A 20,457-nucleotide genomic window follows, 5' to 3' on the forward strand; every position below is an offset into this window, starting at 1 on the left:
AAAGTTAGCATTTTTAAGGAGGAAGTATAATGTATACAGATTTAAAAGATAAAGTTGTCGTTATTACAGGTGGATCTACTGGATTAGGACGAGCAATGGCTGTTCGTTTCGGAGAAGAAGAAGCTCGCGTTGTTATCAACTATTGGAATAATGAAGAAGAAGCGTTAGAAGCAAAAAAAGAAGTTGAAGAAGCAGGTGGAAAAGCAATCATTGTTCAAGGTGACGTAACAAAAGAAGAAGATGTTATTAATCTTGTTCAAACAGCTGTAAAAGAATTCGGTACATTGGATGTAATGATTAACAACGCAGGTGTTGAAAATCCTGTTCCATCTCATGAGCTTACATTAGATAACTGGAATAAAGTTATTGATACAAACTTAACAGGAGCATTCCTTGGTAGCCGTGAAGCTCTTAAATACTTTGTAGAAAACGATATTAAAGGAAATGTAATCAACATGTCTAGCGTTCATGAAATGATTCCTTGGCCACTATTTGTTCATTATGCAGCAAGTAAAGGCGGTATGAAGCTAATGACTGAAACACTAGCACTTGAATATGCTCCAAAAGGCATTCGTGTCAACAACATTGGACCAGGTGCAATGAACACACCAATTAATGCTGAGAAATTTGCAGATCCTGAGCAGCGTGCAGACGTTGAGAGCATGATTCCAATGGGTTACATTGGAGATCCTAAAGAAGTAGCGAATGTTGCAGCATTCTTAGCTTCTTCTCAAGCAAGCTATGTAACAGGAATTACGCTATTTGCTGACGGTGGTATGACAAAATATCCTTCTTTCCAAGCTGGTAGAGGTTAATAAATAAAAAACCCCCTTTAGGCGAAATACCTAAAGGGGATTTTTTTATTTAAAAGTGATGTGCTAAATCTTTAGCTTGACCAATAGCTTTTGCTTTTATCTTATCCGTTTCTTCAGGGTGGATCATTTGTCCTTCAATTGCAATTGTTTCAAACGACTCAATCCCAAAGAAATCCATCATTACTTCAAGATAGCGATGTCCCATCTCCTTATGAACATCAGGACCTTCAGAATAGATGCCTCCGCGTGCTTGAATATGTACAGCTTTCTTTCCTTTTAGAAGCCCTTTAGCTCCGTCTCGTGTATATTTAAATGTTTTGCCTGAAACGGCAATTGCATCAATATATGTTTTCATAATTGCTGGAATAGAGAAGTTCCACATTGGTGTTACAAACACATATTTATCTGCTAATAGAAACTGCCCGCCTAACTCAGCTAGTCTTCCAACTTTTAATCTTTCATTTGTCTCTAGTTTCTCAAATGAGTTACCAGCTCGAAGCTTTTCCCAACCGCTAAAAACGTCAGCATCTAAATATGGAATATCCGCTTTATATAAATCTAAATGAACCACTTCATCACATGGATTTTCTTTCTTATATGTTTCAATAAATTCTTGGCCAACTGCCATGCTAAGTGATGCATCTGCTTGTAATGGATGTGCTGTAATATATAAAACATTTGCCATACATTTTTCCTACCTTTCCTTGCGATCAAACGCAATGATGTTCAGCCTGGCTCGTGGGGGATTTCCTTCCGCGAACAGAGAATGTTTTCTATTTCTTCTTTTTTAATCTTTAACCCAGCTCTCAGCCCATTGACTAATAGGACCAAGAATTTTTCCTAATTCAGTTCCTTTTTGAGTTAGGGAATACTCTGAACGAATAGGGCGATCTGGAATTACGTTGCGAACAACAATTCCGTGCTCTTCAAGCTCTTTAATTCGCTCTGTTAACATACGTCGACTTAAGTCTGGAATAGTTTCGCTTAATTCACTAAATCTTTTAGGACCGCTCATTAGAACATAAATAATAAGTCCTGTCCATCTTTTCCCGATTAATTCAAAGCTCTTCTCTACCTTTGGATGCAATTCTCTATTCTCTGTCACTCGTTTAGCCTCCTTACCTGAATTCGACAAAGGATTACTTATGTACTTATTGTAACAAAAAACCGAATGAAATAGATTTTTTTAGTATGAGGTAATTAGTAAAGTTTCATAACAGTAAATATCATTAGAAAGGAATGTACTCTGTTCGAAACTCATTTTAAAGTTTTCATAGATGTTCCAAAGCAGAATGAAACTTTTGGTTAATAAGTACAATGACGTTCTCTTTCTCCTATATTACAATGTTAATTAATATAACATGAGATGTAACTTAAAGTTATTTATCGGAATATTCAATTATATGTAGATTAGGGGAAGGGGAAATATAATGGGGGAAACGAAGAAAGAGATAAAGAAAGAACCTTTTTATAAAGGGATCTTCTTTCAAATTGTTGTTGCTATTATTTTAGGAACAGTTGTTGGGTATCTGTGGCCAAGCGTTGGGGGTGCTCTTCAACCAGTTGGAGAGGGATTTATTAAGCTTATTAAAATGATTATTGCGCCACTCATTTTTGGGGTAGTTGTTGTCGGGATTGCAAAAGTAGGCAACATCAAAACCGTTGGAAGAATCGGAGGGAAGACACTTCTCTACTTTGAGGTTGTTACAACGTTTGCTTTAATTATTGGGGTTGTTGTAGCAAACATGATGAATCCAGGTTCAACAATGAATGTAGATCCTTCAACATTAAGTACAGCAACTGTTGAAGAGAAAACAAACGGTTCAGATCTGCCGAGTGAAGGTGAGTTTTTTCTGAATATGATTCCAGATAGTGCTGTTGGAGCTTTTGCGAATAACTCTATGCTTCAGGTTCTATTAATTTCATGTTTGTTTGGAATTGCTCTTGTGCATATTGGGGGGAAAACGTCGGAAGTTTTGCTTGATGTACTAGAAAAAATAAACAACGTTCTCTTCAAAATTATGAGTTATATTATTAAACTAACAGCACTAGCAACCTTTAGTGCAATGGCATTTGCAGTAAGTCAATACGGGATTGGGACACTTGCTTCATTCGGCAAACTGTTTGTTGCGATGACAGTTGCTTGTCTTTTATTTATTCTAGTATTAGCTGTTATTGTTCGGATAATGATTGGACTCAGTTTGTGGAAAATCATTGTATATATAAAAGAAGAGATTTTACTTGCTTTTGCGACAGGATCCACAGAAGCCGTTATGCCACAGTTGATGGATAAATTTGAACAAGCAGGATGTAATAAGGCTGTAGTTGGCTTAGTTGTTCCAACAGGTTACTCTTTTAATTTGGATGGGGCTTCAATTTACTTATCTATCGCCCTTGTCTTTTTAGCTCAAGCAACAGGAGTTGACTTAAGTCTTGGAGAGCAGCTACTTATGTTAGGGATCTTACTTTTAACTTCTAAAGGAATGGCTGGAATTCCGGGATCTGCTTTTGTTGCCCTTTCTGCAACAGCCGCTGCGATGGGATCTATCCCAGTTGCCGCTGTTGCCCTGATGCTAGCGCCAGATCGTTTTATGGGAAACTATCGAACAACAGTTAACATTATTGGTTATGCTGTAGCTACGTTTATTATCTCAAGCTGGGAGAAGTTGCTTGATAAAGAGCAGGCACGAGCAATGCTTGAAGGTGAGCTTGTGTACGAACCAAAAAATGTGGAGATAGAAGAGGATTTTGATGAAGTCACAACATCTAGCAAAACTGTATCATAAACAATAAAAAAGGTGCCTCTAAACAAGGCATCTTTTTTATTTTGGATAAACTTGGTGAGTATGCAGAGGTATATTTTATTTTTTTCAAGGGTATAGGAAAGGTATCGACTTAAACCTAGAAAAATGAAGGAGGACCATAACAATGAGCAAACAAACAATTCTAAATAAGGAATTACCAAAAGGGGTCGGGCCAAATGTAAGCCCAGAAGCTTTTACAAACGATAAACGAAAAGTCTTTCTCTTTGGTTCTCCAAGTTATACAAATATAGGAGACCAAGCAATTGCTTATTCAGAAGAGAAATTTATAAGAAATCACTACCCTTACTATGAGTATATTGAAATTATGGACTATGCAACAGATGAAGGAATCAAAATTGTAAAAGAAATTATTAGTGAAGATGACATTGTTTGTTTTACAGGTGGCGGAAATCTTGGAAACTTGTATCTCGATATTGAGGAAGATCGAAGAAAAGTAATTTCAACTTTCAAAGATTACAAGACGCTCTCCTTTGCCCAATCTGTTTACTTTGAAGAAACAGAGGAAGGAGATAAGGAGAAAAAGAAAACCCAAGATGCTTATCATCAAAATCGTCATTTAACAATTGGAACGAGAGAACAGCAGACGCTTGAATATGTGAAAGATACATTTGATTCTGAAGTGATGTATACACCTGATATGGTATTATCATTAGATATTGAGCCTCAAGAGCTTGAGCGAGAAGGAGTTCTCTTTATTCTAAGAGAAGATAAAGAAAAGGTAACAGAAGAGAAGTTTATTTCTGAGTTAAGAGAGTGGATAGAACAGGAAAAAGGGAAACGTACTGGGCGTACAGATACAGTGCTACACGATATTGATGTTATTGATTACAAGGACCGAGAAGATCAATTTATGAAGATGCTAAATCGCATCGGATCAAGCGAGTTAATTGTTACAGATCGTCTGCATGCAATGATCTTCTCCATTATTACAAAAACACCTTGTGTTGTATTTGGTAACAGCTATGGAAAAGCGAAACACTCTTATCGAGACTGGCTTGAAGCATTGAATTTTATTGAGTATACAGATCAAAAAGATATTAATAAACTCGAAGAAATGATTGATCGTCTACTCCAAGCAGAGCCAAATGACATTGACTTAAAAGAAGATTTTAGACCTTTACGCGCCTATTTTAAAAAATAAAAAGCTGCATAAGAAAGCGTGAGGAAAGAACTCCTCACGCTTTTTTAATTTACTCAAAAATAGTACCTTTTTTGAATTTAGAATTTTTGAAGGTGAACTTCATAAGAAGAAGGTATGAACTGCCTCCGACAACAACACCGATAATCCATCCGAGATCAACTTCTATGAAGGCTGCTAAAGCCCCTGCTAGCATTGCAATTAAAGCACATGGATTAACACCTGAAAACGGTCCATCTTTTTTATATAAATCATCAACATTTACTTTTTGTTTTCTTAATATATAATACTCTACTAAAAGAATAGAAACGATAGGACCCAGGAATGCTGAATAGATGAGAACAAACAAATTGAGTCCGTTTGCAGAAGAATCTTGAACAAGAACCCATGGAAATGAACAAAGTGCAAGCAATCCAGTTACAATAACAGCTGCTTTGTACTTCATTTTCGTTAACAAAGTAATCACGTATGTTGGCGGAACAATATTTGCAACCATATTAACTGCTACAGCTCCAATCACAATAAAAGCAGATACCCCAACAGTAATATAAGGATTGTCTACAACAACGGCAAAAGCTTTAACTGGATTTGAAATACCAGTTGCTGAAGCAAGCATAACGCCAATTGTTAGTACAAAACCATAAGCAATAGTAATAGGAGAGAAATATAACAAACCACGTTTCTTATTGCTTATACCTGTTTTTAACTCTCGAGAGTAGTCACCAGCGCTTAAGAAAATTGCTGCGTAGTTACCGAGGAAAACCATAATAAAAGCGAAAAATGGAAGTCCCCATGTTCCTTCTGTATGAACCCACTTTTCTGTAATCACATCTTTGTAAGAAGTGAGAAGGATACTAAATACATAGAGGAGAGCAAGCATAATGACAATAGAGGCGAGTGTTTCAACCCATTTAATGGCATGAAATCCGTAAAGAGAGAGAACAATTTGTAGAAGTTGTAGGGCAATAAAACATACTACAATATTATCAACAGTTCCCCCTGTCAAGGCTTTTACAATTTCATTGAGCGCAGTACCACCAATCCAGCTTTGAAATCCGTACCAAATAATAGCTGGAATTCCTCTCAAGAGAGAAGAAATGATGGAACCTTTTACTCCAAATGACATTCGAAGCTGCATGACATAAGGAATGCCTGTTTTATAGCCGAATCGATCGTTCAAAGTGAAAAAGGTGGAGATAATCCCAATTGCAATGGCTGCTGCCACAAATGTTTGGAAGATGTTGAGTGTCGCCGTTCCTGCTACAACTAAGCTTGCACCGAGCGTCATATTACCAAGATTTACTCCGTCACCAATCCACATGAACATATAAGATAGAGGACTAACAGGTCGTTCCTTTTTTGGAAGAAGTGACTCATCAATCTTCAGGGTGTCTTTTGTACTTTGTTCTTCTACGACTGGATTTGCTAAATTTGTAGACACTATTATTCAGCTCCTTTTCATAAAGTTCTCTATGTAGTTAATTGTTTTGACTTTAGACGTTAAGAAAATTGACATGTATAAAGTTTATAAGATGAAAAAAGAGATGTCATTGACATATTTGTGAATTTTCTGAAAATGTTTTGTGCAATATGACAAATTATTTTAGTAGAAAAGAAAGCGTGAAAAAGCCAAACATCTCTTACTAGAATGTTTGGCTGTATATATTATAGTGTCTATACATGAATGGTTTCTCCTTGACCTTGAATCAATGCTTTAATTCGAAAGGCGAGACGCAAACGGAGTGTTTCGTCAGGCTCTTTCAAGCTTCTTCCTATAAGTTCTTCACATTTTTCAAGGCGATAAATCACAGTATTTCTGTGTACATATAAACGCTTTGCTGTTTCAGAAAGTTGACAATGAGTTTCCAAATAAACAGAAAGGGTGTGGAGTAAGACGTCATGATCTTTTTTCGCTCCGTCAAAAAAAGGCTGAAATGTATCACTGTAGAATTTTTTTAATTGCTCATATGGAACCATGCGCAAAATTTCAGGAACTTCTTTCGGTTGATATGTCTCAATAAAGCCTTCTTGTCCTGATAGCTGTCCATAATATAGTGTGTCATTTGCTTCTTTGTATGAAATAGGAACATGTAAAAGCTGTTGAGCATAATTGCTAAGTCCAAAACAAAGGTCTTTTTTGAAACGGGTTGAGACCTTAACTTGAAGTTTTCTCAGTAAATCGAGAATAAACTGATCCATCTGAACTTGTTTGCTCTTTAAAGGAAAAAGTAAAACATAAGCTCCATTTACTGTGAAAAAATGAACGGTCTGAGAAAAGCGCTGTAATTCAGCTTCGATTGTGTCATAAATAAGCTCATAATCTTGTCTGTGTTGTGAAAATGAAGTTTCTTTATGACGTTCAATTGTTTTTCCTACTGCACAAACATAGCGTTGCTCATTTTCTAATCCAAATTCTTTTCCTCGGCTAAGGATTTCTTGTGATGTTGTAAAGCTTCCATTAATAAAATTGTTAAAAAACTCGTTGTGAAGGCGGCGTTCGTTTTGTTTTAAGGCATTTTCTTTCATTAGCTCAAAAGCTATAACATTAATAGCTTGTTCAATTGTAAGAACAGTAGAACGATCTGTTGGATGGATCTCCCCAAAAACACATAAGTAGCTGTATTGCTTGTGTGTATGGACAGGAAAAAGAGTTAGCGTAATTTTATCTGCACCAAGAAGTGAAAAAGTGAAAGGCGTGTGTTGAAAAATATCGTTCTCAACTAAAATAGTTTCTAATTTTTCATAGATAGAAGAATCATGGTTTGAATTTGTAATAGGTTGTAAATGGTGATTTAGTAAAACAACCTGAAAATGAATGAGTGATGATAAACTTTGCAAAATTTTATGTACGTTTTGTCCACTCATAATTTGATTTGTAAACTGCTGGTGCGTCATCATTGCATTTCGAAGTTCAGTTGTACGAATATCAAGTATATAATTTAGAGACTTATGAACAATATCTCCTAGTGAAGTATGCATAGGAAGTTCCAAAAGCGGAAAGTTGAGCTGTTGAGCTAATTCAATGGCTTGTAGTGGGATTTCTTGTAAGAAACGCTTTGTTTTAATTCCTAAACCTGAGCAACCTTTCTTTTTCATCTCCTCAATAAGTGTAATAAGAGAGTGAAGGTCATCCTTAAAATGAAAAGCAGTTGTAATAAGGAGTTCATCTTTTTTGAGAAAATGGATAATATCAGGGGCATCCATCATGTTAACGGTATTTACCTCATAATCTATATTCTTCTTTCCAGCTCGTATAATCGTGCCTTCAAATACTGATAACTCTAATAATTTGCTTAATTTCATAAAACTCAGTTCTCCTTTTGTAGGATATTTAAAAGTTTAGGACAAGAAAGATAAGATTTTAGTTAATATGCATAAAGAAACGACTGAATATTCTACAATTATGTCAATGATTTTAGCAGGTATCTATTTTAAAATCAATATATATTACAAACAATGTTAGGAAAAGTAACGAATGGAATATAAGTAAGGGTTTTTGTGAGAGAGGAGGGATATGCTTGGTAATGGAGGAAAAGAAAAAGCTCACACTAGCACAGCAAACAGCTGAGATGGTGGAATGGTTAGCTTCATTTGGAGGCAGTGAAAGCGGTGGAGTGACACGACTTCTTTATTCTGAGAGCTGGAAACTTGCTCAAGAGGCACTCAAAGGACGAATGGAGGAGGCTTCTTTCCATGCTTACTATGATGATGCTGGAAACCTCTTTGGAAGGCTAGAAGGTAGTGAAAAAGAAGGGCGTGCAATTCTTACAGGCTCTCATATTGATACGGTCGTAAATGGAGGGAAATATGACGGAGCATACGGAATTATTGCGGGATTTCTTGCGCTCAAATATTTATATGAACACTACGGTCGTCCGAAAAAAACAATTGAAGTTGTTTCACTATGTGAGGAAGAAGGAAGTCGATTTCCAATGACCTACTGGGGGTCAGGAAGTATTACAGGCCTAAGATCGCTTGATGACGTTTATTTATTAAAAGATCAAGAAGGTACTTCATTTATAGAAGCAATGGAAAAGTCAGGATTTGGGAAGGGAAAGTATCAGCACCCAGGAAGTGCTCATTTTGATTGTTTTATTGAATTGCATATTGAGCAAGGGGAAGTGCTAGAACGAGAAAACAAATCCATTGGAGTTGTGTCTCATATTGTTGGACAGCGCCGATACAATGTAACAGTCAACGGTGAAAGTAACCATGCTGGAACAACCCCAATGAAGTGGCGTAAGGATGCAATGAACACGGCTTCAGCACTTATTCAAGTACTAATGGAGAAATCGAAAAGAATGCCTGCTGATCTTGTTGTAACAGTGGGTCAAATGATTGTTGAGCCAAATATACCAAATGTTATCCCAAATCAGGTAACATTCAGTATTGATATTCGTCATAGTGACAGTGATATTATTCAATCATTCTGTCAGGAGGCATTTGAAAGCTTTGAAGGTCTAGCGAGAGAAAGGGGCACATCATTAGACATTCACAAGTGGATGGATGAGCAGCCTATTAAAATGTGTGAAAATCTTAACGAACTTTCAACAACAATCCTTCAAACAGAAGGCACTTCATTTAAAGAAATGACTAGTGGAGCTGGACATGATTCGCAGGTTTTTGGACAATTCATCCCAACCTCGCTCTTGTTCGTCCCAAGTCATAAAGGAATAAGTCATTCACCGCACGAATTTACTAAAACAGAAGATTTAGAAAAGGGAATAAATCTTTTAATCAAAATATTGCACAAGTTAGCCTATTAAGGAGGAAAAAGGATGGTAAGTTTCCAAGAAATAAATTCACCTTTACGAACAATTATGACACCAGGTCCTGTAGAAGTTGATCCAAGAGTTCTACGTGCAATGAGCAACCCAATCCTTGGGCAATTTGATCCTGCTTTTACAACGATGATGAACGAAACAATGGAAATGCTTCGAGGAGTATTCCAAACAAAAAACAAGTGGGCATTTCCAATTGATGGAACATCTAGATCAGGACTTGAGGCTGTGTTATGCAGTGTTTTAGAGCCTGGTGATAAAGTTTTAATTCCGATATTCGGTAGATTTGGTCATCTTTTAACAGAAATTGCTGAGCGCAACGGAGCAGACATTCATTTGATGGAATGTGAGTGGGGCACAGTATTTGATCAAGAAGAGATCATTAATGAAGTAAAACGAGTGAAACCTAAAGTACTTGCTGTTGTTCATGGTGAAACGTCAACAGGATGTATGCAGCCGTTAGATAAAGTTGGTCCTGCTTGTCGAGAGCTTGGCGTGTTAACAATCGTAGATGCTGTTGCAACAATTGGTGGAACAGAAGTTAAAGTTGATGAGTGGCAGCTTGATGCTGTTATTGGCGGAACACAAAAGTGTCTTTCTGTACCGTCAGGAATGGCTCCTATTACTTACAATGAGCGAGTTGAAGAAATTCTTGCTCGTCGTAAAAAAGTTGAAAAAGGCGTTGCAACAGATCAGGATCGCGTCAATGTCCAGCATCCGATTCGAAGCAATTATTTTGACTTAAGCCAGCTTCAAGATTACTGGGGACCACGTCGTCTTAATCACCATACAGAAGCAACATCAATGCTATATGCTTTGCGTGAAGGAGTGCGCATTGTTCTTCAAGAGGGTTTAAAAGAAAGGTTCTCGCGTCACCGTTTCCATGAGAGAGCACTTATTGAAGGAATTAAAGCAATGGGCTTAACCTTATTTAATGAAGGAGCTCAAAAATTACCGATGGTAACATGTGTAAACATCCCAGAAGGCGTTGATGGCGAAAAAGTTAGAACAATGCTTCTTGAACAATTCGGAATTGAAATTGCTAGTTCGTTTGGGCCGCTACACGGCAAGATTTGGAGAATTGGAGCAATGGGCTACAGCTGCCGTAAAGAAAATATTTTATTTGTTTTATCAGCGCTCGAAGCATCCCTTATTCGTAATGGAGCAAAAATTCAAGTTGGCAGAGGACTTCAAGCAGCGCTAGATGTGTATGAAGCAGGAAGCCTTCAAGAAAAAGAGAATGGAAAAGAGAGCACAGTAATAAAGTAAAGAAGATGCTGATGTGATTTTTAGAAAAAGATTCCGGAGGCTCCGGAATCTTTTTGCGCACTATAGCCGATACAGATAAATAGAAAAATAGAAAAATAGATAAATAGATCCCATTCCTTACACATATAGAAGGTGAGTTTATGAGAGAGTTTCTTAGTATAAAAGGATGGCTTGCAGGTTTGCAATGGCTCTTTTTTATTTTTACCAACACAGTTGTTATTCCGATTACAGTTGGAGCGGCTTTTCAGCTTTCCCATGAAACGCTTGTTTCATTAGTTCAATGTTCCTTTTTGTTTACGGGTCTAGCTTGTATTTTACAAGCTTTCCTAGGACATAAGCGTTCGATTATGGAAGGACAATCAGGGTTATGGTGGGGAGTTATTTTAAGCCTTTGTTATGGAGCTGCTGAGAGCGGTATGTCTCTAGCAACTATTGGAGGAAGTTTAAGTGTTGGAATCATCATTTCAGGAATTATTACAATTGTTATTGGGTTGAGCGGCCTATCAGGGTATTTGTCCCGTTTATTTAACAATGGTGTTATGGCTGTTTTTCTTTTTTTATTAGCTTGCCGTCTCAATACAATGTTCCTTCAAGGAATGCTAGGTATTCCATTTGGCAAAGGCGACGGAGAAGCACATATCGACGTACCAGTTCTTTTATTGTCAGTAGCTGTTGTTGCTTTTGTGATTATCTTTAGTATAAAGGCCCGCCCTTCCTTTGCTAAATATTCCTTACTTATTGGCATTATTGTTGGGTGGATTTCGTTTAATCTTTTATTTGGGGAGAAAGCGGCTGTAGAGGTTTCAGAAGGAGTAAGTATAAAACTTTTTCCACTTGGTTCTCCTAGTTTTGATATTGGCATTATTTTAACGGCTGTTATTGCAGGTCTCATCAATACATCCAACACATTCGGAGCTCTAAAAGGAACAGATGAAATTTATAAGAAAGAGGCGACAAATGGAGAGTATAGGGGCTCATTTACAATTAGCGGCGTGTTAGGCATTTGTTCTGGATTATTTGGCTTAGTTCCTTTCGCACCATATGTCTCTTCTATTGGATTCCTTCAGCAAACAAAAATTGTTGAACGACTTCCTTTTCTGATTGGAGGAGCACTGTTTACTTTGATGGGGGCCGTTCCATACGTAGGAAACATGATGGCTAAGCTTCCTCTTAGTGTAGGTAGTGCCGTTTTGCTTGTGACATACTTACGGTTGCTCCATTCTTCTTTTAACTATTTTATTACAATCACGTTTACGCCAGAAAATGTGTATCGATTAAGCATTCCTTTGTTTATTGGTATAGGTTTAATGACGTTTCCTGCTTCTTATTTTGAAACAGTGCCAAGTATTTTAAGACCGCTTGCTAGCAATGGTTTACTCGTGGGAATTTTATTATCTCTTTTATTAGAAAATATAAAACTTTCAAAACGAAATATAAAAAAAGAAGCTTCAGTAGAAGAAGAGAGAAGATATAAAGGATAATGAGGAGGAGCTTATGATAAAAGATCAATGGAATGCTTTTTTTAATCAGAATGTAGCAATTGCCCCAACAGGGAAAGGTAGCTTGGATGGCTTGGTTTTTTCTGTGAAAGATGTCTTTGCCATTCAACATTATCAAAGCAGTGCAGGAAATCCTACATGGCTTCGTACACATGAGGAATCTAAAAGAAATGCAGTGGCAATTGACATGTTGCTTAATCAAGGTGCAAAGCTGCGTGGAACCACTCATACAGATGAATTGATGTACAGTTTAAACGGTGAGAATTTCCATTATGGTACACCTATTAACCCGAAAGCTCCAAATCGCATTCCTGGAGGTTCTTCAAGTGGATCAGCTGTTTCTGTTGCGGCTCAAACAGTTGATTTTTCTCTAGGAACCGATACCGGAGGGTCTGTCCGCATTCCGTCTTCTTATTGTGGTATTTATGGGTTCAGACCAACACATGGAGCTGTGCCGATAGAAGGGGTTATTCCACTTGCTAAAAGCTATGACACAGTAGGATGGATGGCAAATAGCATTGACTTATTACTTGAAATTGGACGTGTGCTGCTTCCTCAATTTAAAGAAGACGGAGATTTTACAAACATTGAGTTTGCAGAAGAGGCATGGGAACTCCTTGGGGGAGAAACAAAAGCTGCTTTTTCTCCCTTTTTAAAGTTGTTAGAAGAGGAAAGTGAAAACAGCAGATGGCAAAGAATTTCACAAGAAGGTTTAGCAGAGTGGTCAAGTGTCTTTAGAACAATTCAAGGAACCGAAATTTGGAAAGAGCATGAGCAATGGATTAAGAATGAAAACCCAACCTTTGGGCCAGGAATCTCTGAACGATTCAGTTGGATAAGTACATTAAAAAAAGAACGAAATGAAGATGCTTATAAGCTAAGAGAGAAAATAACGAATGAGCTTACACATTTACTTGGGGAAGATGGAATACTTGTAATCCCAACAGCCCCTGGTGGAGCACCTCTCCTTAATCTTCAAGGAGAAGCAGCTGAAAAGTATAGAGCGAAAACAATGAGCTTATCGTGTATTGCTGGTTTAGCTCGTCTCCCACAAGTGACGCTTCCAGTTGTTGAAGTGAACGGAATACCTGTTGGGTTATCTCTTATTGCAAATAGAAATCAAGACTTGAAACTATTACGCTGGTCTCAGCGCTTCCTAAGAAAAATAGACCAAAGCTTCGTAACGAGCAAAAGAGGTGAAAATGTATGAAATTAGCTGCTTTAAGTATAGACGGAAAAGAAACGATAGCCCTCACTCATAACAATCATTTTGTTTCTATTGAGACTATTAATGAAATGGAAGGTACGTGCTTTGAAGAAGACTTCGTCTCTTTACTAAGAGAAGGACAATTCAGCGAGCTTTGCACATGGTATAAAACAGAAGGAAAACAAAAGCTAAGCGCTTTTCCTTCTATAAAAGAAGAAGCGATTGAAATCGCCCTTTGTAAAAATCCTAGTACTGTTTTAGGTGTTGGAATGAACTACGTAGAAAAAGCAATTGAACTTTCTGGTAAACTTCCGGAAGAAGAGCCCGTAATGTTCACAAAACCAAGCTCTACACTTGTGGGTCCAAATCAATCTATTTTACTTCCTGTTCAATCAAAAGAAGTGACAGCAGAAGGAGAGCTTGCGATTGTAATCGGAAAACAATGCAAAAATGTAAAACAAGAAGATGCAAAGGAGTTTATTGCGGGTTTTACAACGGCATTAGATGTTACAGCAAAAGATATTCATGGGAAAAATCCTCGCTATCTGCAACGTTCTAAAAGTTTTGATACATTTTGTAGCATTGGGAACTCCCTTGTGACTTTAGATGAGTTTTCTTCCCTTCATGCAATTAAAGTAGAAACGGTGTTAAATGGAGAAGTTCGATATAGCAACACAGTCTCAAATATGATGTACGAGCCACTTTGGCTCCTTGAGTTTTTTTCAAGTATCATGACGCTTAATCCTGGCGATATAATTTTGACAGGCACACCAGGTTCTGTCCTTATTAATGAGAAAGACGTTGTAGAATGTCGAGTTACAGAATTGGCACCGTTAAAAAATGATGTACGAGCGGATTTGTTACTTGCAAAATAAATAGGAAGCTAGAGAAGGAGAGAAGTTTATGAGCTTGTATGATATTGTAATTCGAAATGGAAACGTTGTTCTCCCAACAGGTGTTGTTAAAACAGATATTGGGGTTAAAGACGGGAAAGTTGCTGCGATTGAAAAAAATCTCCAACATCAAGGAGAACAAGAATGGAATGCAGAACATCAATATATTTTTCCAGGTATGATTGATGTTCATGTACATTTCAGCGAGCCTGGAAGAGAACACTGGGAAGGATTTCATACAGGTTCCATGATGATGGCTGCTGGAGGGTGCACAACTTATTTCGATATGCCTCTAAATGGCATTCCCTCTACTGTAAATAAAGAAGCATTAGACGAAAAGGCAAGGATAGGAAATGAGAAGTCTGTTGTAGATTTTGGTCTGTGGGGAGGACTTGTTCCTGGAAATGAGGAAGATTTAAAGCCTCTTGCAGAATCAGGTGTAATTGGGTTTAAAGCCTTTCTTTCTACAACAGGTAACAAAGAGTTTGAAGCTGTTGATGATATTACACTGCTAGATGGAATGAAACAGATTGCTCGCCTCGGAAAAGTACTTGCTCTTCATTCTGAGAGTGCAAGTATGACAAACTGGTTGAAAAAAGAAAAAGAGAACGAAGGAAAATATAGTGCTGATGACTACTTAGAAACTCGTCCAATTGCAGCGGAAGTTGAGGCAGTAGAACGCGCTATCTATTATGCAGAGCTTACAAATTGTCCTCTTCATTTTGTTCACATTAGTTCAGCAAAAGCAATGGAAAAGATCCAAGAAGCAAAGGAAAAGGGAATGAACATTACTGTTGAAACGTGTCCCCACTATTTATTGTTTCATCATGGACACTTAAGAGAGCTTGGAGCTGTTGCAAAATGTGCACCGCCTTTAAGAGAAGATAATGAAAGACAAAGGCTTATCGAGCTTTTGAAGAGCGATCGATTTGATATGATTTCATCCGATCATTCACCATGTCCATATGATTTAAAAGATCCTAATGTTCATAACCTCTTTGAAGCATGGGGCGGAATTAGTGGTGGGCAGTTTTCTCTTCTCTCTTCTATTGAGCTTTCTTTAGCACACAATATTCCATTTGAAAAAGTAGCAAAGTGGACTGCCTCAAATCCTGCCGAACGGTTTGGAATCTCCGATCGAAAAGGGCATATTGCCAAAGGAGCAGATGCAGATTTTGCTTTTGTTACATTAGACGAATCATATACTGTTACGGCGGAAAACTACTATGCTAAGCATAAAGAAAGCTTATATATAGGTCACACGTTCCCATGTAAAGTAGTAGGAACTATGAATAGAGGAAAGCTTGTGTTTAAAGATGGGGAAATAGATAAACAAGCGGATCAAAAGTGGCTGAAACCTCAAAACAGTCTCTATGTTTAATAGTCTTTTAAAACTCCTATGCTTTTAGTAGCATATGGAGTTTTTTTCTTTAATTCGAATTTTTTATAGTTTCCAACTAAGAATCAGAGTGAGATAAAGTAAGTTACCTAAAAACATTAAGACTAGTTTATCTTGAATAGATACATCTAAGTTGTTCCTGAGTATATGGGCTATCATCTTGCTAAAAAGTAATAGAAGAAAAACGTAAAGCATATATTCATATAAAAGGGATTCTTAAAAAGAGTCCCTTTTTACTATCTCAAAAAGTTACATGTGACCTTATAGAAAGCAGAATCCTTTTAGTTCTTTAGGTTTCCTTATAATGAAAAATGGAATTTATTTGAAGTTAAAAAGTGTTTGTTATTTGTTTACCATGATAGAATATGAGTAAATTCAGAAAAGAAGAACGGATGGTGAGAGATGTTTAATAAGAAGACGTTAACTGTTTCACAGAAGCTATTTTCAAAATATAAGACAATTGGAGAAGCACTCAAAAATGCTGAACATGGAGCGAAAATCTTAGTAGAGCCTGGAATGTACCGTGAGAGTTTGATTATTGATCGTAACGTAGAAATTATTGGAAAAGGGTCACCACAAGAAGTGTTGATTTACAGTGAGAATGAGTCACCGATTATTGTACAAACAGAGCTTGCTACTATTAAGGGAATAACAATCCATCAAAGAGGAAAATACGACAATCTTAATGACTATTATGCAATCGAAATTCCAACAGGATCGATTCATATTAAAGATTGTATTGTGCGTTCTGACGTTGGAGGAGGTATACGAATTTATAATAAGCATACAGCTCCCATTATTAATAACTGTTTGATACATGATGTTCAAGGGATTGGTATTTTTGTTACAGAGGAGGCAACTCCCATTATCATTCGGGGAAAAATCTATGCGAATAAAGAAAACGGGCTTCTAATAGATAAGAAAGCATCGGGCATTATCGAAGGCTGTGAGATTTATCACAATAATTTTGCAAATGTGTGGATTGGGAGTGAGGGAGATCCTTTAATAAAAAACTGCAAAATTTATAATGGAGGAGAAAATGGTATATGGGTTACAGAAAAAGGAAGAGGAATTATTGACGACTGTGCCATATACGGAAACAACTATTCAAACGTTTGTATAGTTCATGAAGGGAATCCAGTTGTTCGGAAATGTCATATTTACGAAAGTAGTCAAAATGGGGTTTGGGTAACAGAGAGTGGAAAAGGAACGTTGCAGGACTGTGAGATTTATCGCAATAAATACCCAAACGTAGGCGTTACAAATAGCGGAAATCCAATGATAATGAGCTGCAAAATCTATGATGGTGAAAGCTGTGGCGTGTGGGTCTCTAAAAAAGGAGAAGGATCTTTTTCAAATAGTGAGATTTATAATAACAGAGCTTCTAACATCGACATTTCACATGAAGGAGATCCATCTATTGAAGGCTGCACTATTTATAGAAGTATGCAAAGTGGTATATGGGTTTCATTAAAAGGTTACGGAACGATAGAAAACTGTAAAATTTATAGTAATACATATTCTAATGTTGGTATTACTCATGAAGGAAGTCCTATTATACGAGCTTCTCACATATATGATGGAGCTCAAAACGGTATATGGATTAAAGAGAAAGGGAGAGGTGTAATCGAAAAAAGTTATATTTACAATAATAGCTTTGCAAACGTAAAAATTGTGACAGAAGGAGATCCTGTTATAAGAAGCTGCCATATTTATAATGGGAAGGAAAGTGGAGTGTGGGTTGAAGAAAAAGGGCTCGGAATTATTGAAGGCTGCCATATTTATGGGCATATGTATACAAATGCAGGTGCTGCCCAAGGTGCAAATCCTATTTTTAAAAACTGCAGAATTTATGAAGGCAAGCAGCATGGAGTATGGGTAACAGAAAGTGGACTCGGAATTTTCATGGATTGTGAAATTTACCGTCACCGTTTCTCAAATGTTGCTATTGCAGACAAAGCAAATCCTGTTATTGAAGGTTGTCATCTTTATGAAGCTGAACAGAACGGTGTATGGGTAAAAGAAGGTGGCTTAGGGTTAATTGAAAACTGTCAAATTCATCATAACGGTTATCAGAATGTCAAGATTATGAGTGAAGGAAATCCTCTTATTCGAAGCTGTGATATTCATCATGCTAAAAGCTGGGGGGTATGGGCAACAGAGAAAGGAAACGGAACAATTGAGAATTGTCACCTTTATTCAAACGAAAAGGATAACATTATTATCTCAGAAGATAGCAAGACAAAAATTATAGGTGAGAAAAGTGAGTTAATATCTCTTAAATTTGAAAAGTTTTTAAATGAGCTGGACAATTTAATTGGTATGAATAATGTAAAAGAACAAATTAAAAGGATGATTCATTATATCCAGAAATTCGGGCCGGACGCTAAATTAAAGGCTGAGAATACTGTTTTGTATGGAAATCCTGGGACAGGAAAAAATACGATAGCAGAACTGCTTGGGAACCTCTATAAAACAATAGGTTTATTAGAAAAGGGACACATCGTAAAAGTGAACAGAGAAGAGCTTGTTGGCTTATCTATTGATACAACAATTGAAAAAATAAAGAAAAAAATGAATGAAGCAATGGGCGGCATTCTTCTCATTGAGGAAGTATCTTTCTTTGAACATAAAAAAACACCAAACAATCTTGGACTTGAAGCTCTTAACGTTCTTTTAAGAGAACTAAAAGATAAGGAAGGCAAATTTATTGTGATTATTGCGGGATCCGAAGAAGAAGTAAAGAAATTTTTCTTCCTAAATCCCCATTGGAATAGTCTATTTTCTAGGCATCTTTATTTTCAAGAATATACTCCTTTTGAGCTTATGGAGATTAGCGAGAGACTTCTATATGAAAAAGGATATATCATTGATGCAAGTGCTTATAACTTTCTGCTTTCTTATTACATTCAAAAATATGAGAATCGTAATTCCCATTTTGAAAATGCAGCTTTTGCTCGGTATATTGGAGAACAAGCTATGAAAAGTGTAGATTGTCGTCTAGCAAAATTATTGCGTGCTGAACATGTACCACCAAGTGAAAAAGTTGTAACCTTTCTTGATCTCCAATCAGTATGTAGGGAAGAAGAATGATTCTGGGGATAATTAACTTAAATGTAGAGAATTATTCTAAATAGAGAAAAAATATAAGTGTTCAACTTGAAAAAAACAGGATTATATAAAACAAAATGCAAATTATCTGATAGTATATTAGTGTACAAAGGTGAACTTAATAGAAGACCACAAAACAGGAGGCAATCAGCTTGAGTAACTTTAATAGTTTAGCAGTTTCTGAATTAGAAGCATTACAAACAGAATTGAAAGAAAAATATGAAGAGTACAAAAGCCAAAATCTAAATCTAGATATGTCTAGAGGAAAGCCTTGTACTGAACAGCTTGATCTTTCTTTAGAAATGCTTGATACTGTAACATCTAATAGCAGTTTGAAAACATCGGATGGTGTTGATACGCGTAACTACGGAGGTCTTGAAGGAATTCCTGAGGCAAAAGAATTTTTTGCGAACATTCTTGAAGTAAATCCTAAAAATGTGATCATTGGTGGAAATTCAAGTCTAACAATGATGCATGATACAGTTTCAAGAGCAATGTTTCACGGCGTATATGGAAGTGAAGTTCCTTGGATTAAATTCCCGACTGTAAAATTCCTATGTCCAAGTCCAGGATATGACCGTCATTTTGCTATTTGTGAACTATTCAATATCGAAATGATTGTAATCGATATGCTAGAAGATGGACCAGACATGGACCAAGTTGAAAAGCTTGTCGGAGAAGATGAAACTATTAAAGGCATGTGGTGCGTGCCAAAGTATAGTAACCCTGATGGTATTACGTATTCAAATGAAGTTGTAGAAAGACTTGCAAACATGAAAACGAAAGCAAGAGACTTTAGACTTTTCTGGGATAATGCATATGCAATTCATCATCTAACAGATACTCCTGATGAACTTAAAAATATTTTCACAGCTTGTGAAGAAGCAGGAAACCCTGATCGTGTGATTATATTTAGTTCAACATCAAAGGTGACATTCCCAGGTTCTGGTGTTGCTATGATGGCAGCAAGTGAAAATAACTTGGATTTCTTCCGTAAACAAATGTTTGTTCAAACAATTGGTCCTGATAAAATTAATCAGCTTCGTCATGTAAAGTTTTTTAAGAATACAGAAAATCTAAAAGCACACATGGAGAAACATGCAAGCATTATTAAACCAAAGTTTGATAGAGTGCTTCAACTGTTAAGTGAAGAACTTGGTGATAAAGGCATTGCTTCATGGAAAGAGCCTAATGGTGGTTATTTTATTAGCTTGAATACATTAGAAGGATGCGCTAAGAAGACTGTTCAACTAGCTGCTGAAGCAGGTGTGAAATTAACAGGAGCTGGTGCAACATATCCGTATGGCAAAGATCCAAAAGACCGCAATATTCGTCTTGCTCCAACATTCCCATCTCTTGAAGAACTATCAAAAGCAATTGAAATCTTCTGCCTTTGCGTTCAGATGGTGAGCGTTGAGAAGCTTTTAGCAGAAAAATAAAAATATATTCCAAACTAAAGCCCTTTTTCTAAATAAAGAGAAAGGGCTTTTTCTTATTTATCTAAGAGGTTCAATAATCTT

General features: G+C 36.8%; 15 protein-coding genes. 11 read left to right on the plus strand and 4 right to left on the minus strand.

Annotated features, from left to right (window positions below):
- The first annotated feature begins 29 nt into the window (after positions 1-29).
- The gene (gene gdh, locus ACK3CR_RS24450) at positions 30-815 is read left to right on the plus strand and encodes a glucose 1-dehydrogenase (protein WP_040060818.1); all 786 of its coding nucleotides are present in this window, start codon (positions 30-32) and stop codon (positions 813-815) included.
- Positions 816-864: 49 nt separating this feature from the next.
- On the opposite strand, the gene ACK3CR_RS24455 is transcribed toward gdh, so the two are convergent.
- Both ACK3CR_RS24455 and ACK3CR_RS24460 read right to left on the minus strand, forming a co-directional pair.
- Positions 865-1,500 carry an FMN-dependent NADH-azoreductase gene (locus ACK3CR_RS24455; RefSeq protein WP_243515440.1) on the minus strand — a complete coding sequence of 212 codons (636 nt, stop codon included), beginning with the start codon at positions 1,498-1,500 and terminating at the stop codon, positions 865-867.
- Positions 1,501-1,602: 102 nt separating this feature from the next.
- The gene (locus ACK3CR_RS24460; protein WP_019390786.1) at positions 1,603-1,920 is read right to left on the minus strand and encodes a winged helix-turn-helix transcriptional regulator; all 318 of its coding nucleotides are present in this window, start codon (positions 1,918-1,920) and stop codon (positions 1,603-1,605) included.
- A gap of 325 nt (positions 1,921-2,245) precedes the next feature.
- Between ACK3CR_RS24460 and ACK3CR_RS24465 the strand changes: the two genes are divergently transcribed.
- Entirely contained in the window at positions 2,246-3,601 is a 1,356-nt protein-coding gene (locus ACK3CR_RS24465; protein ID WP_488976238.1) for a cation:dicarboxylate symporter family transporter, read from the plus strand.
- Between the two features lie 142 nt (positions 3,602-3,743).
- Positions 3,744-4,781, plus strand: coding sequence for a polysaccharide pyruvyl transferase family protein (locus ACK3CR_RS24470; protein ID WP_243515437.1), 1,038 nt, complete (start codon positions 3,744-3,746; stop codon positions 4,779-4,781).
- A gap of 49 nt (positions 4,782-4,830) precedes the next feature.
- Here ACK3CR_RS24470 and ACK3CR_RS24475 read toward each other — a convergent pair whose 3' ends face one another.
- Together ACK3CR_RS24475 and ACK3CR_RS24480 are read right to left on the minus strand one after the other, a co-directional pair.
- Complete coding sequence (locus ACK3CR_RS24475) at positions 4,831-6,219, minus strand: NCS1 family transporter (RefSeq protein ID WP_488976239.1); 1,389 nt, start codon at positions 6,217-6,219, stop codon at positions 4,831-4,833.
- 233 nt (positions 6,220-6,452) lie between these two features.
- Entirely contained in the window at positions 6,453-8,081 is a 1,629-nt protein-coding gene (locus ACK3CR_RS24480) for a PucR family transcriptional regulator (protein ID WP_488976240.1), read from the minus strand.
- Positions 8,082-8,302: 221 nt separating this feature from the next.
- Here ACK3CR_RS24480 and allC point away from each other — a divergent pair, with 221 nt between their 5' ends.
- The 8 genes from allC to ACK3CR_RS24520 all read left to right on the plus strand — a co-directional run bounded on the left by allC (position 8,303) and on the right by ACK3CR_RS24520 (position 20,376).
- The gene (gene allC / locus ACK3CR_RS24485; RefSeq protein WP_488976290.1) at positions 8,303-9,544 is read left to right on the plus strand and encodes an allantoate deiminase; all 1,242 of its coding nucleotides are present in this window, start codon (positions 8,303-8,305) and stop codon (positions 9,542-9,544) included.
- Positions 9,545-9,556: 12 nt separating this feature from the next.
- Positions 9,557-10,828: a pyridoxal-phosphate-dependent aminotransferase family protein gene (locus ACK3CR_RS24490; protein ID WP_243515426.1), complete on the plus strand. Its 1,272-nt coding sequence runs from the start codon at positions 9,557-9,559 to the stop codon at positions 10,826-10,828.
- Positions 10,829-10,968: 140 nt separating this feature from the next.
- Positions 10,969-12,309 (plus strand): uracil/xanthine transporter, encoded by a 1,341-nt coding sequence (locus tag ACK3CR_RS24495; RefSeq protein WP_243515425.1) that lies wholly within the window; start codon positions 10,969-10,971, stop codon positions 12,307-12,309.
- A gap of 13 nt (positions 12,310-12,322) precedes the next feature.
- Complete coding sequence (locus tag ACK3CR_RS24500; protein ID WP_488976242.1) at positions 12,323-13,537, plus strand: amidase; 1,215 nt, start codon at positions 12,323-12,325, stop codon at positions 13,535-13,537.
- Positions 13,534-14,409, plus strand: coding sequence for a fumarylacetoacetate hydrolase family protein (locus ACK3CR_RS24505; protein ID WP_488976244.1), 876 nt, complete (start codon positions 13,534-13,536; stop codon positions 14,407-14,409). The genes ACK3CR_RS24500 and ACK3CR_RS24505 overlap by 4 nt, the downstream gene beginning before the upstream one ends.
- 28 nt (positions 14,410-14,437) lie before the next feature.
- The gene (locus ACK3CR_RS24510) at positions 14,438-15,808 is read left to right on the plus strand and encodes an allantoinase (protein WP_243515416.1); all 1,371 of its coding nucleotides are present in this window, start codon (positions 14,438-14,440) and stop codon (positions 15,806-15,808) included.
- Between the two features lie 420 nt (positions 15,809-16,228).
- Positions 16,229-18,919 carry a right-handed parallel beta-helix repeat-containing protein gene (locus tag ACK3CR_RS24515; RefSeq protein ID WP_488976245.1) on the plus strand — a complete coding sequence of 897 codons (2,691 nt, stop codon included), beginning with the start codon at positions 16,229-16,231 and terminating at the stop codon, positions 18,917-18,919.
- Between the two features lie 170 nt (positions 18,920-19,089).
- Positions 19,090-20,376 carry an aspartate aminotransferase type Ic gene (locus ACK3CR_RS24520; RefSeq protein ID WP_488976246.1) on the plus strand — a complete coding sequence of 429 codons (1,287 nt, stop codon included), beginning with the start codon at positions 19,090-19,092 and terminating at the stop codon, positions 20,374-20,376.
- The last annotated feature ends 81 nt before the right edge of the window (positions 20,377-20,457 follow it).

It is taken from the genome of Priestia sp. TRM10, assembly GCF_057808375.1.

Excerpts from the sequence above, each read along its gene's own strand:
- gdh (WP_040060818.1), top strand. The coding sequence starts at position 30 with ATGTATACAGATTTAAAAGATAAAGTTGTCGTTATTACAGGTGGATCT.
- ACK3CR_RS24455 (WP_243515440.1), bottom strand. The coding sequence starts at position 1,500 with ATGGCAAATGTTTTATATATTACAGCACATCCATTACAAGCAGATGCA.
- ACK3CR_RS24465 (WP_488976238.1), top strand. The coding sequence starts at position 2,246 with ATGGGGGAAACGAAGAAAGAGATAAAGAAAGAACCTTTTTATAAAGGG.
- ACK3CR_RS24470 (WP_243515437.1), top strand. The coding sequence starts at position 3,744 with ATGAGCAAACAAACAATTCTAAATAAGGAATTACCAAAAGGGGTCGGG.
- ACK3CR_RS24480 (WP_488976240.1), bottom strand. The coding sequence starts at position 8,081 with ATGAAATTAAGCAAATTATTAGAGTTATCAGTATTTGAAGGCACGATT.
- allC (WP_488976290.1), top strand. The coding sequence starts at position 8,303 with ATGGAGGAAAAGAAAAAGCTCACACTAGCACAGCAAACAGCTGAGATG.
- ACK3CR_RS24490 (WP_243515426.1), top strand. The coding sequence starts at position 9,557 with ATGGTAAGTTTCCAAGAAATAAATTCACCTTTACGAACAATTATGACA.
- ACK3CR_RS24495 (WP_243515425.1), top strand. The coding sequence starts at position 10,969 with ATGAGAGAGTTTCTTAGTATAAAAGGATGGCTTGCAGGTTTGCAATGG.
- ACK3CR_RS24500 (WP_488976242.1), top strand. The coding sequence starts at position 12,323 with ATGATAAAAGATCAATGGAATGCTTTTTTTAATCAGAATGTAGCAATT.
- ACK3CR_RS24505 (WP_488976244.1), top strand. The coding sequence starts at position 13,534 with ATGAAATTAGCTGCTTTAAGTATAGACGGAAAAGAAACGATAGCCCTC.
- ACK3CR_RS24510 (WP_243515416.1), top strand. The coding sequence starts at position 14,438 with ATGAGCTTGTATGATATTGTAATTCGAAATGGAAACGTTGTTCTCCCA.
- ACK3CR_RS24515 (WP_488976245.1), top strand. The coding sequence starts at position 16,229 with ATGTTTAATAAGAAGACGTTAACTGTTTCACAGAAGCTATTTTCAAAA.